We start from the raw sequence: 13,572 nt of genomic DNA, 5'->3' as shown, positions 1-13,572 counted from the left end.
CCGGGAGGGGCTAGAAACTAAAAACCCCGCCCGGTTTGCGCCGGCGGGGTTTGGAATCGTGTGTGTTCCTGACCCTACGGCGCATTGCCGACGACCACCACCACACGCACGACGACCACCGCGGCTGGTAGCGCGGTTTTTAGTAGGGTCGAAGTCATCATGGATGGAGTCATTCAGGGTCTGTCTCATTATTCGTTAAGTGAATTTATACAAACACAGCTTTTTCAGACTGACAATGGAAATATTTTCATCTGCGTAAAAATGCAGCAAAGATCACATTTCCGCGCGGAGGGAAATCCTCTGAACTGTCCCGATTATCCCCTATTTCTGGCCCTGTTTTCCGCCGGTGGGTTGTGTTACGTTTTGGTGAATTCCCCCTCAACCACGCATGATCATGACACTTTCTGTTTTTTGCATTTTGCTGTTTGCCGCGCTGCTGCACGCGAGCTGGAACGCTATCGTTAAGGCGGGAAACGATAAACTCTATTCGGCGATCGGCGTCACCGGTTCCGCCGCATTAATCGCATTGGTATTCATTCCCTTCGCGCCTGCGCCATCGGCGGCCAGCGTGCCTTTTATGATTGCCTCGACGATTTTACAGGTGATCTACACCGTACTGGTGGCGAAAACCTATCAAATTTCCGATATGAGCCAGACTTACCCACTGATGCGCGGCACCGCGCCGCTGCTGGTCGCCATTATCAGCGTACTGTTTCTGGGCGATCATCTTTCCGCGCTGGCGTGGTGCGGAATCGCGGTTATCTGTACAGCGATTCTGGGGATGGCGTTCAACAGTCGTGGGGGTTCGCAGCGAGGCGTGGTGTTAGCACTGCTGAACGCCTGGATTATTGCCGGGTATACGCTGATTGACGGCACCGGCGTCCGCCTCTCCGACACGGCGCTTGGCTATACGCTATGGTCCTTTTTCCTGAATGGTTCAACTCTGCTCTGCTGGGCGATGCTTGCCCGCCGTCGCGAGGCGTCGAGATATCTGGCGCATAACTGGAAAAAGGGCATCCTCGGCGGAATGGGCACCATGGGTTCTTACGGGCTGGCGCTGTGGGCCATGACTCAGGCGCCGCTGGCGGTGGTCGCCGCGCTGCGCGAAACCTCGATTTTGTTTGGCGCGCTGATCGCCTGGCTGTTGCTGAAAGAACGGGTGGCGGGCATTCGCCTGGTTGCCGCCTGCGGCATTGCCGCGGGGGCGATCGTGCTGCGGCTGTCCTGAAAAACTGGCAACTATTGTTGCCGATCGACGTGTATAAATCCTGCCTGCGTCACACATTTCATTTACATGACGCATGATTAAATCGCCACCGCAGTGTGGTAGATTCCTCTCCAATTTGGCGCATAGCCTGGATGTTTATTCTTACAAACCTAAATTCCATAAAGTAATCAGCGAAATGAAAAGAGATAGAAACGTCAACATCCTGGTGATGCTGGTGTTGCTGGTGGCTGTCGGCCAGATGGCGCAGACCATTTATATTCCCGCTATCGCCCAGATGGCGAGCGACCTCAACGTGCGTGAAGGGGCAGTGCAGAGCGTGATGGCCGCGTACCTGCTGACCTACGGCGTTTCCCAGCTGTTTTACGGCCCATTGTCCGACCGCGTGGGACGTCGTCCGGTGATCCTCGCAGGAATGTCGATTTTTATGCTGGCGACGCTGGTTGCCATCACCACCCACAGCCTGACGGTGCTGATTGCCGCCAGCGCCTTACAGGGAATGGGGACTGGCGTCGGCGGCGTGATGGCGCGGACGCTGCCGCGTGACCTGTATGAAGGCAGCCAGCTACGCCACGCCAACAGCCTGTTAAACATGGGGATTCTGGTAAGCCCCCTGCTGGCGCCGCTGATTGGCGGCGTGCTGGAAACGCTGATTAACTGGCGGGCCTGCTACGGCTTTCTGCTGGTGCTGTGCGCGGGCGTCACCTTCAGTATGGCGCGCTGGATGCCGGAGACGCGTCCGAGTGGCGCGCCCAAAACCCGGCTTATCAGCAACTATAAAACGCTGTTCGGCAACAGCGGCTTTAACTGCTACCTGCTCATGCTGATCGGCGGCCTGGCCGGAATTGCGGTGTTTGAAGCGAGCTCGGGCGTGCTGATGGGCGGCGTGCTGGGCCTCAGCAGCATGACGGTCAGTATCCTGTTTATTCTGCCGATTCCGGCGGCATTCTTTGGCGCATGGTTCGCCGGGCGGCCCAAAAAACGCTTCCCGACCCTTATGTGGCAGTCGGTGGTGAGTTGCCTGTTAGCCGGGCTGATGATGTGGATCCCAGGCCTGTTCGGCGTGATGAATATCTGGACGCTACTGGTCCCCGCCGCGCTGTTCTTCTTCGGCGCAGGCATGCTGTTCCCGCTGGCGACCAGCGGCGCGATGGAGCCGTTCCCGTTCCTCGCCGGTACCGCCGGGGCACTGGTGGGCGGGCTGCAAAACATCGGCTCCGGCGTGCTGGCCTGGCTGTCGGCGATGATGCCGCAAACCGGGCAGAGCAGCATCGGCCTGCTGATGACGCTGATGGGGCTGCTGATTTTCCTCTGCTGGCTGCCGCTGGCTTCGCGCTTTGCGCATCAGGGTCAGGCGGTGTAATTAGGACCGGTTTTCTCCCTCTCCCTTTCAGGGAGAGGGCCGGGGTGAGGGTAATAACGTGTTAATAAACCAGCAGATTTACCCCTCACCCTAACCCTCTCCCCATAGGGGAGAGGGGACCGTCTGTGCCCTTTTTTATGTTTGCCGCCTGGTTAACCTGCTCCTGAAGCCAACCAATAAACGCCTCGATTTTCGGCCACTGCCTGCCGGGCAGCGTGGTGACGTAGTAATGCTGATGACATTTCAGCGCCATATCGCCAAAAGGCGCGACCAGCTCTCCGCTGTCGAGACGTTTTTGTACCAGCCTCTTTCTCCCCATCGCCACGCCGATGTGGTTCATCGCCGCAATCACCGCTAAATCAGAACGATCGAAACCAATGCCCGACGATGTCGGCAAATTTGCCGCATAATGCTGCGCCCAGCTGTGCCATTCATCCGTTCCAGAATCGTTACTCCATGCCTGCCTGTCGTGCAGCAACGTACAGTGCGGCAAGTTCAGCAGTGATCCCATCAGGTCATAGCGACGGGCGTATTCCGGGCTGCATACCGGCAAAATCTCTTCGTCCATCAGAAAATGGTGCGTGAGCTGCGCGGACGGCGCATCATCAAAATAGAGCGCCAGATCGACCCCGGCACGCTGTAAATTGACGTTGTCGTTACCGGTCAGGATGGTCAGTGAAATGGACGGGTAGCGGCGGGTAAAGTCGCCGAGCGCCGGAACCAGCCAGCACTGGGCGATAGAGGGCCGAGAGTAGACGGTGAGCGTCCCCGACAGTTCCTGATTCTTGATATCAAGAATTTCCTGGTTAAGCGTGTCCAGCGACGATTTCAGCGCCCAGAACACGCGTTTGCCTTCGTGGGTGAGTTCCACTTTGCGGTGCGAGCGGACAAACAGCTGAATGCCTAACTCCTCTTCCAGCTGATTAATCCGATGGCTGACGGCGCTGGGGCTTAATGACAGCTCGTCCGCCGCCAGCGCAAATGACTGATGTCGGGCCGCCACTTCAAAGGTATACAGCTTCGACAGCTGCCAGCCGTTGAGCAGCCGGTTTCTGACCTCGCGCTGGGGATCCATAATCACCTCTTTCATCCTGATTTCTCTTCGCCAGAGTGTAAAAAAACCAGCGCTAAAAATCAGCATATAGGTGACACAGAGTGAATCATGTCGCATAAATGCAGAGTAATTAGACATAAATCACTCATTTGATTCAATCTGGCTCATGTGAGTGGGGATTTATATCGTTTGTCAGACCCTGCCTTATTTTTGTCCAATAACCCCAGGTTAATCACAGGGCAAGGTGAGTTATGCACTCTCAAATCTGGGTTGTGAGCACGCTGCTGATAAGCATCGTGTTAATCGTTTTGACCATCGTGAAGTTTAAATTCCACCCGTTTCTGGCGCTGCTGTTAGCCAGCTTCTTCGTGGGTACGATGATGGGTATGGGGCCGCTGGATATGGTCAATGCCATTGAGAGCGGCATCGGCGGCACGCTGGGCTTCCTCGCCGCGGTTATCGGCCTTGGGACCATTCTGGGCAAAATGATGGAAGTGTCCGGCGCGGCCGAACGCATCGGCCTGACGCTGCAGCGCTGCCGTTGGCTTTCCGCTGACGTCATTATGGTACTGGTCGGGCTGATTTGCGGGATCACGCTGTTTGTGGAAGTGGGCGTGGTGCTATTGATTCCGCTAGCTTTTTCAATTGCCAAAAAGACCAATACCTCACTGCTGAAGCTGGCGATTCCGCTGTGTACGGCGCTGATGGCGGTACACTGCGTCGTGCCGCCGCATCCGGCAGCGCTGTTCGTGGCCAACAAGTTGGGGGCGGATCTTGGCACCGTGATTGTCTACGGTTTACTGGTAGGATTGATGGCCTCACTGATCGGCGGGCCGCTGTACCTGAAATTTCTCGGCAACCGTCTGCCGTTTAAGCCGGTACCGGCTGAGTTTTCCGACCTGAAAGTGCGCGATGAAAGTACGCTGCCGTCGCTAAGCGCCACGCTGTTTACCGTTCTGCTGCCGATTGCCCTGATGCTGGTGAAAACCGTTGCAGAGCTGAACATGGCGAAAGGCAGCACAGTCTATACGCTACTGGAATTTATTGGTAACCCGATCACCGCGATGTTTATTGCTGTATTCGTGGCCTATTACATTCTCGGCCTGCGTCAGCATATCGGCATGGGCGCGCTGCTGACCCACACCGAAAACGGTTTTGGCTCCATTGCTAACATTCTGCTGATTATCGGCGCAGGCGGCGCGTTCAACGCTATCCTCAAGAGCAGCGGGCTGGCGGACACCCTCGCACTGCTCCTCTCGAACATGCATATGCACCCGATTCTGCTGGCCTGGCTTGTGGCGTTAATCCTGCATGCCGCGGTGGGCTCCGCCACGGTGGCGATGATGGGCGCGACGGCAATCGTGGCACCGATGCTGCCGCTCTACCCTAACGTTAGCCCGGAGATCATCGCCATTGCCATCGGTTCCGGCGCTATTGGCTGCACGATCGTGACCGATTCCCTCTTCTGGCTGGTGAAGCAGTACTGCGGCGCCACCCTGAATGAGACATTCAAATACTATACGACCGCGACATTTATCGCGTCCGTGATTGCATTGGTTTGCACATTCCTGCTTTCCTTTATTATCTAGCGCAAAAGAGACTGACTATGGAAAACATTCAAACACTTATCGCCCGGTATCCTTTAGTGGAAGACCTGGTCGCTCTCAAGGAGACGACCTGGTTTAACCCTGGCACCACCTCTCTTGCGGAAGGTTTACCGTACGTTGGCCTGACCGAGCACGATGTTCAGGATGCCCATGCTCGTCTGACGCGCTTCGCGCCGTATCTGGCGCAGGCATTCCCGGAAACCGCAGCCACCGGCGGCATTATCGAATCCGAGCTGGCCGCAATCCCGGCGATGCAAAAACGGCTGGAAAAAGAGTACGGGCAGCCTATCCGCGGAGAAATCCTGCTGAAGAAGGACAGCCATCTGCCGATTTCCGGATCAATTAAAGCGCGTGGCGGTATTTATGAAGTGCTGACCCACGCGGAAAAACTGGCGCTGGAAGCCGGTCTGCTGACCACACAGGACGATTACAGCATTCTGCTTTCACCTGAATTTAAACAGTTTTTCAGCCAGTACAGCATCGCGGTAGGCTCTACCGGCAACCTCGGGATGTCGATTGGCATTATGAGCGCCCGTATCGGCTTTAAGGTGACGGTGCATATGTCTGCCGACGCGCGCGCGTGGAAAAAAGCCAAACTGCGCAGTCACGGCGTGACGGTCGTGGAGTATGAAGAAGATTACGGCGTGGCGGTTGAGCAGGGTCGTAAGGCGGCAGAATCCGATCCGAACTGCTTCTTTATCGATGATGAAAACTCGCGCACGCTGTTTTTAGGTTACGCGGTGGCGGGTCAGCGCCTGAAGGCGCAGTTTGCCCAGCAGGGGCGCGTGGTGGATGCCGACCATCCGCTGTTTGTGTACCTGCCGTGCGGCGTCGGCGGTGGTCCCGGCGGCGTGGCGTTTGGCCTGAAGCTGGCTTTCGGCGACAACGTGCACTGCTTCTTTGCCGAACCGACCCATTCCCCCTGCATGCTGCTGGGGATTTATACCGGGCTGCACGATACCATTTCCGTGCAGGACATCGGCATCGATAACCTGACGGCGGCGGATGGGCTGGCGGTGGGCCGCGCGTCCGGCTTTGTTGGCCGGGCGATGGAACGCCTGCTCGACGGTCTGTACACCCTCGACGATCAGACGATGTACGACATGCTGGGCTGGCTGGCGCAGGAAGAAGGGATTCGTCTTGAGCCGTCGGCGCTGGCCGGGATGGCTGGTCCGCAGCACGTTTGCGCCTCCACCGATTACCAGCAGATGCACAGCTTCAGCGCAGAGCAGCTCAATAACGCCACGCATCTGGTATGGGCGACCGGTGGCGGTATGGTGCCGGAAGCCGAAATGGCGCAGTACCTGGCGAAAGGGCGCTAAGCCGCGCTGACATCAATCAGCATCGCCGTTATTGCGCGATGCTGCTTTATCACAATTGTGCCACTTATCCCGCCATTGTGGCATCGCAGGTCAACGCGTATTGCCGCGCGTCACACTCCATTCTCCTGCTTCCCCCGGCATTAAAACGGCGTCGATATACTCCGGTTTACCTCGTACCTCTACGATAAACCGGAGAACACAATGCAACAGGCTGATAAATCTGTTGGCCGGGGCGGCTTCACCCTGCTCATCTGGGTGCTGCTTTTGCTTCTCGGCTGCGTGCTGTTTTTCTTTTCGCTCGATCGGCAAATTGTTTCCATCCTCAAAACCACGCTGATGCAGGAACTGGGGCTGGATAACAGCGATTATTCGGTGCTGATCAGCGGCTTTATGATCCCCTACACCTTCATGTATTTCTTCGTCGGCGGCATCGTCGACCGCTTCGGCAGCCGTTACGTGCTGTGCGCGCTGATGGTATTGATGTCGCTCGCCACGCTGATTACCGGCCTTTCCCACTCGATGATCGGTCTCATTACAGGCCGCGTTTTACTGGGGCTGGCGGAATCCGGGATTGTGCCCGCGTTGACGCTGGCGGTTTTCACCTGGTTTCGCGCCGAGCAGCGGGCGTTTGCCTTCCAGTTAACCAATATCATTCAGTCGCTGGGGCTAATTATCGCCCCGCCATTCGTGGCGTGGGTGACGCTGTCCACCGGCTGGCGCTGGGCGTTTTTTATTCCGGCAATGGCCGGCGTGGTGGTGGGCATTCTGTGGTTTATCTCCAGCCGCAAAACGCCGCCCGCGGCGGAAGATGTGGTGCAGGATACTGCCGCTGGCGTACCGCTGGTTGAACGCTACAAAATGGTACTGACCTCAAAGCCTATCTGGGCGCTGCTGATTGCACGCCTGCTGACCGACCCGTTCTGGTTCTTCTACCAGTACTGGCAGGTGGGATTTATGCAGGAGAAAATCGGCCTGACGCTGGCGGAAGTGGGCAAGCTGATGTGGCTGCCGCCGCTGGTTGCCGTATTCGGTGTACTGGCGGTATGCTGGGCTTCAGACCGTCTCGTCGCACGCGGTATGGACGCCACTCGCGCCCGTTTAACCATCATCTGGTCGGTAACCTGCCTCGCGCCGCTGGTGTTCCTGCTGCCGTCCATCAGCAATGCCTGGGCCGCTGTCGCCATCATGACGGTGATCAATTTTATGTGTACCGCCTGGCTCAGCATGGCAACCATTATGATGGGTGGTCTGGCCCCGCGCGTGGCGATTGCCACCGCCATCGGCGTGATGAGCGCGCTGGGCGGCGTCACCTCGATTATCTTTAATGGCTTTGTCGGTTCCATCATCGACCACTTTGGCTACTCGATGCCGATTTACGCCGGTGCGACGCTACATCCGATTGGCGCACTGGTGCTGGCCGCCTTTTTCTTACGTCGTAAAAAATCCTTTATTGCTCGTCCGGAGACTGTCTGATGACTGATATCGTTGTTGCGCCTGTGGCAGACGCCTGCGCAGATTTCACCGTACTCTATTGCCTGATAAACCACGAAAACCACCAGTTCGCCGCCTGGTATGACGCGGCTCACCGCATCACCGTCGGCCAGCGTCGTCTGCCCAATGGCCCCTGGAAGACATTTCAACCGCAAGGTTTCTGGTTGCCTGAGCGCGAACGTTACGCCCATATAACGGATTTCGATTCCCACAATTACCTGACGATGGCCGTCGATAGCGCCGGATATCTGCATCTTTCCGGCAATATGCATGTCGATCCGTTAATTTATTTCCGCAGCCGCCAGCCGCTGGATGTCACCACGCTGGAGTGTGTTCCGGCGATGACCGGCGAACGGGAAACACGCGCCACCTACCCGGTGTTCTTTAAGGACGTGCAGGGGCGGTTGCTGTTCCGCTACCGCGATGGCTGTAGCGGCAACGGCGACGATCTGTACAACATTTTTGACACCGAACGCCAGAAGTGGTCACGCCTGTTAGAAACGCCGCTGCTGAACGGTGAAGGGGAGCGCAACGGCTACGCCCGCCAGCCGCTGCTGGGGCCGGACGGCTACTGGCATATGGTGTGGATGTGGCGCGAAACGCCGCACTGCGAAACCAACAATAACCTCTCCTACGTGCGCAGCCGTGACCTGCAACGCTGGGAGAAATCAGACGGCACGCCGCTCGCGCTACCGATTGCCCGCCACCAGGGTGAAATTGTCGACGACGCCGGGATCGGCGGCGGGTTAATCAACATGGTGCAGGAGGTGGGTTTCGATAACGACGCCCGCCCGGTGCTGATTTACCATCGTTATGATGATCGGGGGCTATCGCAAGCGTATCTGGCGCGCCCGGATGGTAAAGGCGGCTGGCAAAAAGCGCAGATAAGTCAGTGGGATTTTCGCTGGGACTTCAACGGCGGCGGATCTATCCCCCCCGACGTGACTCTCAGCGCGCCGCGGGCGATTGGCGGTGGGAAGATGGAAGTGGAATGGACCTCGACGTGGTCCGGAAGCGGCATGTGGATTATTGATGACCGGACGCTTACCGTTGTGGCCACTCGCCCGCTCACGCCGCCGCTGCCAGCCGAACAATGGCAACCCCGGCAGAACGTTGCGCCACAGGCAGAAGTGCAACTGGTGGCCGCGCAGAACAGCGATTACAGCCCACAAAACCGCTATTGGTTGCGCTGGGAAGCACTGCCTATTTTCCGCGACGTGCCGCACGAGGCGAAAACCGGATCCACGCAATTAGAAGTGATAGAAGTACAGCTCTAAAAAAGCGCGCCAGCCGGGACAGTGGCTGGCGCGTATTCTTTCGCATCAGGCGTTCGCCAACTGCTTAGCCTTCTCTTCTTCTTCCTGCTGAGCCTGCTGCGTTTCCAGCATTTTCCTCTCATACACCTTGAAGAACGGGTAGTAGATCGCTAGCGAAATAAAGAAACAGATAAACACCAACCCGCAGGCAATCAGGTTCCAGTTGGTGGTGATCAGCGCCCCCAGCGGGGCCGGAATGGTAAACGGCGGCTTGACCATCATGCGAGGGATCAGCCCGCTGATGGTGAAGAGATATACCACCACCGTGTTGACCATCGGCGCCAGAATGAACGGCACGGCCAGAATCGGGTTCATGACGATCGGCGCGCCGAAAATCATCGGCTCATTGATGTTGAACAGACCGGGAATAAACGACAGCTTGCCCAGTGATTTCAGATAGATAACTTTCGAGCGAATAAACAATACCACCAGCGCCAGCGTGGAGCCGGTACCCCCCATCTGCGCATACCACTGGAAGAACTGCTCGGTGAAGATATTCGGCAGGTCGTACGCGCTGGTCCCAGCCTGGAACAGCTCCATATTCTGCACGATCGCCTGGTCCCACAGTGGGCGAATCAGCGGCCCCATCACCGCATGGCCGTGAATACCAAACACCCAGAACAGGTCAATAAAGAACTGCGTGACGATACCGCCAAACAGGTTAGTACCGGTCATAAAGCCCTTCAGCGGCATGATGATGTAGCTGATGATGGCGTTAATATCGATATTCAGGAAGTGTCGCGGTACCCAGAAAATCAGCACCACCGCCAGCGTCGGAAACAGCGCCGAGAAGGAGCTGGCCACCACCGGCGGCACGCCTGCCGGCATCTTAATTTCAATATTACGGACTTTAATAAAGCGATAGATTTCAATAGCAATCAGTGAGGAAATGATCGCCCCAAATAGCCCCTGCGAGCTCAGCGAGGCCACGGGAATATAGCGCCCGGATATCGCCTCACCGGCTACGGTGACACCCTCTTTAATATTCACCGGCACAATCATCAGCAGCGTAGCGAGCATCGCCAACAGTCCGCTGGTCACGTCGTTGAGTTTATAGCTTTTCCCCAAAAACGAACCGATGGTAAACGCGGCGTACAACGACATCAGGCCGACGGTAAAGCGGAAAGGGACGTCAAGAATATCGCGCCATGGCGCAATAAAATCCATGTATCCTTTAATCGGAATATTGAGCAGAATAACGAAAAATGACCCGACAATCGTCAGCGGTAAAATAGAGATTAAGCCGTTTCGAATCGCCTGCATGTGGCGCTGGTTGCCAATCGCATTGGCTACCGGCAACATTTTTTCAGCCAGCCGTTCAAAGAAAGACATGTTATTCCTCCTGGAAACCGTTATTGGCAATCACCGTGGCGAACCACTGCCCGGATTTTTTGAGCGACCGCTGCTGGGTCGCTAAATCAAGACGGTAGAATCCATAGCGATTTTTATAGGCGTTTTGCCACGACCAGCAGTCAATAAACGTCCACATGTGGTAACCCAGGCAGTTGCTGCCGTCGGCCATCGCCTGATGGAGATATCCCAGATGTTCTTTCAGGAATGCAATTCGGTAATCGTCCTGTACCTGCCCGTTCACCATAAATTGCTCTTCGTCTTGAATACCAATGCCATTTTCAGAGACGAACCACGGTAAATTGCCATAGCGTTCTTTCACCACCATGGCGATGTCATAAAGTGCCGCAGGGTAAATCTCAATACCGCGCGAGGTATTCATCCTGCGTCCCGGCATAATGTATTCTTCGAAGAAACGTTCCGGAACAAAACCGTGTGTTTCTGCCAGCGGCGTTTCACGTGCTTTTACACGGCGGGGACGGTAGTAATTGATGCCCAGCAGATCGATACGCGTGTTGGCAATCAATGCGCAATCTTCCGCTAAATATTCCGGCAGTTGGTCATGTTCGCGCAAAATAGCCACCAGCTCTTCCGGATAACGCCCCAGTAAAACAGGCTCGTTGATGCTGCGGGTATAAAAGAGATCGGCCATCGCTGCGGCCTGCAAATCTTCCGGTGAGTCGCTGCGCGGGTAGACCGGGATAACGTCCATAATAATGCCAATCTGCCCGGCCAGGCCCAGCTCGCGCCACGCCGCCACCGCTTTGCAGTGCGCCAATACAATGTGGTGCAGCACCTGGGCCGCGCGGCGAAAATCCGTGACATAAGGATAATGGCGAGGGTGTAAATACCCGGCTTCCGCCGGAATTAACGGTTCATTGAAGGTAAACCAATAACGCACGCGATCGCCGAAGAGTTGATAGCAAATACGCGCATAACGGGCAAAGGCGTCAATCACTTCACGATTTTCAAAACCGCCCTTTTCCTGCAGCGCCATTGGCATATCGAAGTGATAGAGATTAATAAAAGGCTCAATGCCTTGCGCGTGTAATTCATCAATCACCGCGTTATAAAACGCGACCGCCTGCTGATTCACCTCGCCGTCGCCATCGGGAATCAGACGTGACCAGGAAATAGAGGTGCGAAATGAGTTCAGGCCAATGTCTTTGGCACGTTGAATGTCTTCCCGATAATGCTGATAAAACGTCGAGGTATCATCCGTCGTGACGCCCTGAAAAAAACGCTCGTTAAAGTGGTGCGAAGCATAATCCCAGATATTATCGCCTTTGCCGTCGCCGGAAATACGGCCTTCAGACTGGGTCGCGCTGGTCGCCGTCCCCCACCAGAAATTATCAGGAAAACGATATTCCATAGTCGCGGTCCTTATTGTGCTTTGGCTAATAAAGACAGCGCATGATCCAGAACTTTATCGCCCTGCATCGAGCCATATTGCATCATATCAATGGCAGCCACCGGTACCCCTTGCGGCTCAGCGACGGCAGATAAACGCTGAAGCTGGAATTTCACCTGCGGGCCTAACAAAATAACGTCGGCATCCTCAATAATTTGATCGAATTCAGAAACCGGGACGGCGGTAATGTCCACATCAATATCGCGACTGGCGGCAGATTGTTTCATTCTTTCTACTAACATACTGGTCGACATGCCCGCAGCGCAGCATAAAAAGATCTTTTTCATCATTTTCCCCTGGCGTTATATGCGTGGTTTTCCGCAAAAATGCGGCTAAATATATTCTGCGTAGTCGGCCAGGAGGCGGCAAGTGAAGGCAGGCACAAAACCGATTTATATCGCTGGTACTTTTGTTGTTTGAAATGAGAGAAAAGATAATTTACTGCTCATAAACAGCAAGATAGGAATGTTACTTTTATTTTCTGCAGTGTTATTTTTATTCGTTTTTATGCGTTACCTCCCACTCTGGTCAGCTAGCGGCATTGATTCGGCGAAACACCAAACTGACGACGAAAGGCACGAGAAAAGTAGCTCACGTCGCCAAATCCACAACGCGCGGCAATCTCGTTCACCGAGTCACTGGTAAAACGCAGCTGATAGCGTGATTGCAGCAGCCGCAGGCGGGCGAGATACTGTTGTGGTGAAACACCGGTGTAGTCGCTAAAACCGCGCTGTAAGGTGCGCCTGGAGAGACTGAACGTCTGGCACAACGCGTCCAGATCGAGCGGTTGCTGCCATTGACCGTTCAGGTGAATCAACACCTGGCTGATGCGGTCTGCGCTGGAATGAAACTCCTGCGTTTTGTAGCGCCAGAGGTTTAGCGTGTGCAGCACTTCGAGAAAAATCATCTCCTTGTGGCTTTCAGCCAGTATTGGGTCGCTAAATTCCTCTGCCTTATGGCTGGCCAGACGGTCAAATACGCGCTGCATAATGCCGATGTCCAGTTGCCAGACGTTGCTTTCCCCCTCCTGCGGCAACAGATAATCGATATGCTTGATAAAGTTGAAGCTGTCGCGCCCCAGATAAAGCAGGTTGACCTGCTGCAAATCCTTCATCTCTTCGAACAGGTGATAGTCCTGACGATTCAGGTAACACAGCGTGCCGCTGCTCAGGAGGTAGGGTTTTTCATTGATGACGTGAATTCCGCTACCGCTCCCCACCAGAAACAGTTCGCAGTATTCATGGCTATGCTCGTGGCTGATGCTTTTCTCCGGATGCCAGAAATGAAAGACCACGCTCTCCTGCGGATGGCGAAAGTGGGTATCACGGGGTAGCACAAGCGACATAGACACTCCTGGCGGGTTTTCACTCAGAGTGATAGTGATACCAGAATGACCAAAAGGTACCTTGACCTGTTTGCCACCCGGTAACGGC

Annotated in this window: 11 protein-coding genes and 1 pseudogene; 6 read left to right on the top strand and 6 right to left on the bottom strand. The window is 55.5% G+C overall.

From position 1 onward, the window contains the following. Window positions 1–74: 74 nt before the first annotated feature. Window positions 75–173 carry an ilvB operon leader peptide IvbL gene (gene ivbL / locus K7B04_RS05465; protein WP_072277096.1) on the bottom strand — a complete coding sequence of 33 codons (99 nt, stop codon included), beginning with the start codon at window positions 171–173 and terminating at the stop codon, window positions 75–77. A 193-nt stretch (window positions 174–366) separates the two neighbouring features. On the opposite strand from ivbL, the pseudogene K7B04_RS05460 reads away from it, so the two are divergent. Together K7B04_RS05460 and emrD are read left to right on the top strand one after the other, a co-directional pair. Further along, window positions 367–1,228: pseudogene (locus K7B04_RS05460) on the top strand (DMT family transporter). A gap of 175 nt (window positions 1,229–1,403) precedes the next feature. Further along, window positions 1,404–2,588, top strand: coding sequence for a multidrug efflux MFS transporter EmrD (emrD, locus tag K7B04_RS05455; RefSeq protein WP_163447663.1), 1,185 nt, complete (start codon window positions 1,404–1,406; stop codon window positions 2,586–2,588). An 85-nt stretch (window positions 2,589–2,673) separates the two neighbouring features. Here emrD and dsdC read toward each other — a convergent pair whose 3' ends face one another. Continuing rightward, a complete protein-coding gene (dsdC, locus tag K7B04_RS05450; protein ID WP_223804126.1) occupies window positions 2,674–3,663 on the bottom strand; it encodes a DNA-binding transcriptional regulator DsdC in 990 nt (329 codons plus the stop codon). A 230-nt stretch (window positions 3,664–3,893) separates the two neighbouring features. On the opposite strand from dsdC, the gene dsdX reads away from it, so the two are divergent. From dsdX to K7B04_RS05430, 4 genes are all read left to right on the top strand, one after another. Beyond that, the gene (gene dsdX, locus K7B04_RS05445) at window positions 3,894–5,231 is read left to right on the top strand and encodes a D-serine transporter DsdX (RefSeq protein WP_167574704.1); all 1,338 of its coding nucleotides are present in this window, start codon (window positions 3,894–3,896) and stop codon (window positions 5,229–5,231) included. A gap of 17 nt (window positions 5,232–5,248) precedes the next feature. Further along, on the top strand, window positions 5,249–6,571 hold the full coding sequence (gene dsdA, locus K7B04_RS05440) for a D-serine ammonia-lyase (RefSeq protein WP_223803634.1): 1,323 nt from the start codon (window positions 5,249–5,251) through the stop codon (window positions 6,569–6,571). A gap of 201 nt (window positions 6,572–6,772) precedes the next feature. Next, on the top strand, window positions 6,773–8,044 hold the full coding sequence (locus K7B04_RS05435; protein ID WP_223803633.1) for an MFS transporter: 1,272 nt from the start codon (window positions 6,773–6,775) through the stop codon (window positions 8,042–8,044). Then, entirely contained in the window at window positions 8,044–9,339 is a 1,296-nt protein-coding gene (locus tag K7B04_RS05430) for a BNR repeat-containing protein (RefSeq protein ID WP_223803632.1), read from the top strand. The genes K7B04_RS05435 and K7B04_RS05430 overlap by 1 nt, the downstream gene beginning before the upstream one ends. Window positions 9,340–9,384: 45 nt before the next feature. On the opposite strand, the gene K7B04_RS05425 is transcribed toward K7B04_RS05430, so the two are convergent. From K7B04_RS05425 to K7B04_RS05410, 4 genes are all read right to left on the bottom strand, one after another. Beyond that, window positions 9,385–10,710: a PTS transporter subunit EIIC gene (locus tag K7B04_RS05425; RefSeq protein ID WP_223803631.1), complete on the bottom strand. Its 1,326-nt coding sequence runs from the start codon at window positions 10,708–10,710 to the stop codon at window positions 9,385–9,387. A gap of 1 nt (window position 10,711) precedes the next feature. Further along, entirely contained in the window at window positions 10,712–12,100 is a 1,389-nt protein-coding gene (locus tag K7B04_RS05420; protein ID WP_223803630.1) for a glycoside hydrolase family 1 protein, read from the bottom strand. An 11-nt stretch (window positions 12,101–12,111) separates the two neighbouring features. Continuing rightward, window positions 12,112–12,426, bottom strand: coding sequence for a PTS sugar transporter subunit IIB (locus K7B04_RS05415; RefSeq protein WP_163447674.1), 315 nt, complete (start codon window positions 12,424–12,426; stop codon window positions 12,112–12,114). 245 nt (window positions 12,427–12,671) lie between these two features. Next, the gene (locus K7B04_RS05410; protein WP_223803629.1) at window positions 12,672–13,484 is read right to left on the bottom strand and encodes a helix-turn-helix domain-containing protein; all 813 of its coding nucleotides are present in this window, start codon (window positions 13,482–13,484) and stop codon (window positions 12,672–12,674) included. Between the last annotated feature and the right edge of the window lie 88 nt (window positions 13,485–13,572).

Origin of the sequence: Kluyvera sp. CRP (genome assembly GCF_019930565.1) — a bacterium.
Classification (GTDB): domain Bacteria; phylum Pseudomonadota; class Gammaproteobacteria; order Enterobacterales; family Enterobacteriaceae; genus Kluyvera; species Kluyvera georgiana_A.
Note: the sequence above shows the minus strand (reverse complement) of the source record. Positions and strands in the feature narration are given on the sequence as shown.

Excerpts from the sequence above, each read along its gene's own strand:
- dsdA (WP_223803634.1), top strand. The coding sequence starts at position 5,249 with ATGGAAAACATTCAAACACTTATCGCCCGGTATCCTTTAGTGGAAGAC.
- K7B04_RS05420 (WP_223803630.1), bottom strand. The coding sequence starts at position 12,100 with ATGGAATATCGTTTTCCTGATAATTTCTGGTGGGGGACGGCGACCAGC.
- K7B04_RS05425 (WP_223803631.1), bottom strand. The coding sequence starts at position 10,710 with ATGTCTTTCTTTGAACGGCTGGCTGAAAAAATGTTGCCGGTAGCCAAT.
- K7B04_RS05410 (WP_223803629.1), bottom strand. The coding sequence starts at position 13,484 with ATGTCGCTTGTGCTACCCCGTGATACCCACTTTCGCCATCCGCAGGAG.
- dsdC (WP_223804126.1), bottom strand. The coding sequence starts at position 3,663 with ATGGATCCCCAGCGCGAGGTCAGAAACCGGCTGCTCAACGGCTGGCAG.
- K7B04_RS05435 (WP_223803633.1), top strand. The coding sequence starts at position 6,773 with ATGCAACAGGCTGATAAATCTGTTGGCCGGGGCGGCTTCACCCTGCTC.
- ivbL (WP_072277096.1), bottom strand. The coding sequence starts at position 173 with ATGACTCCATCCATGATGACTTCGACCCTACTAAAAACCGCGCTACCA.
- dsdX (WP_167574704.1), top strand. The coding sequence starts at position 3,894 with ATGCACTCTCAAATCTGGGTTGTGAGCACGCTGCTGATAAGCATCGTG.
- K7B04_RS05430 (WP_223803632.1), top strand. The coding sequence starts at position 8,044 with ATGACTGATATCGTTGTTGCGCCTGTGGCAGACGCCTGCGCAGATTTC.
- K7B04_RS05415 (WP_163447674.1), bottom strand. The coding sequence starts at position 12,426 with ATGAAAAAGATCTTTTTATGCTGCGCTGCGGGCATGTCGACCAGTATG.
- emrD (WP_163447663.1), top strand. The coding sequence starts at position 1,404 with ATGAAAAGAGATAGAAACGTCAACATCCTGGTGATGCTGGTGTTGCTG.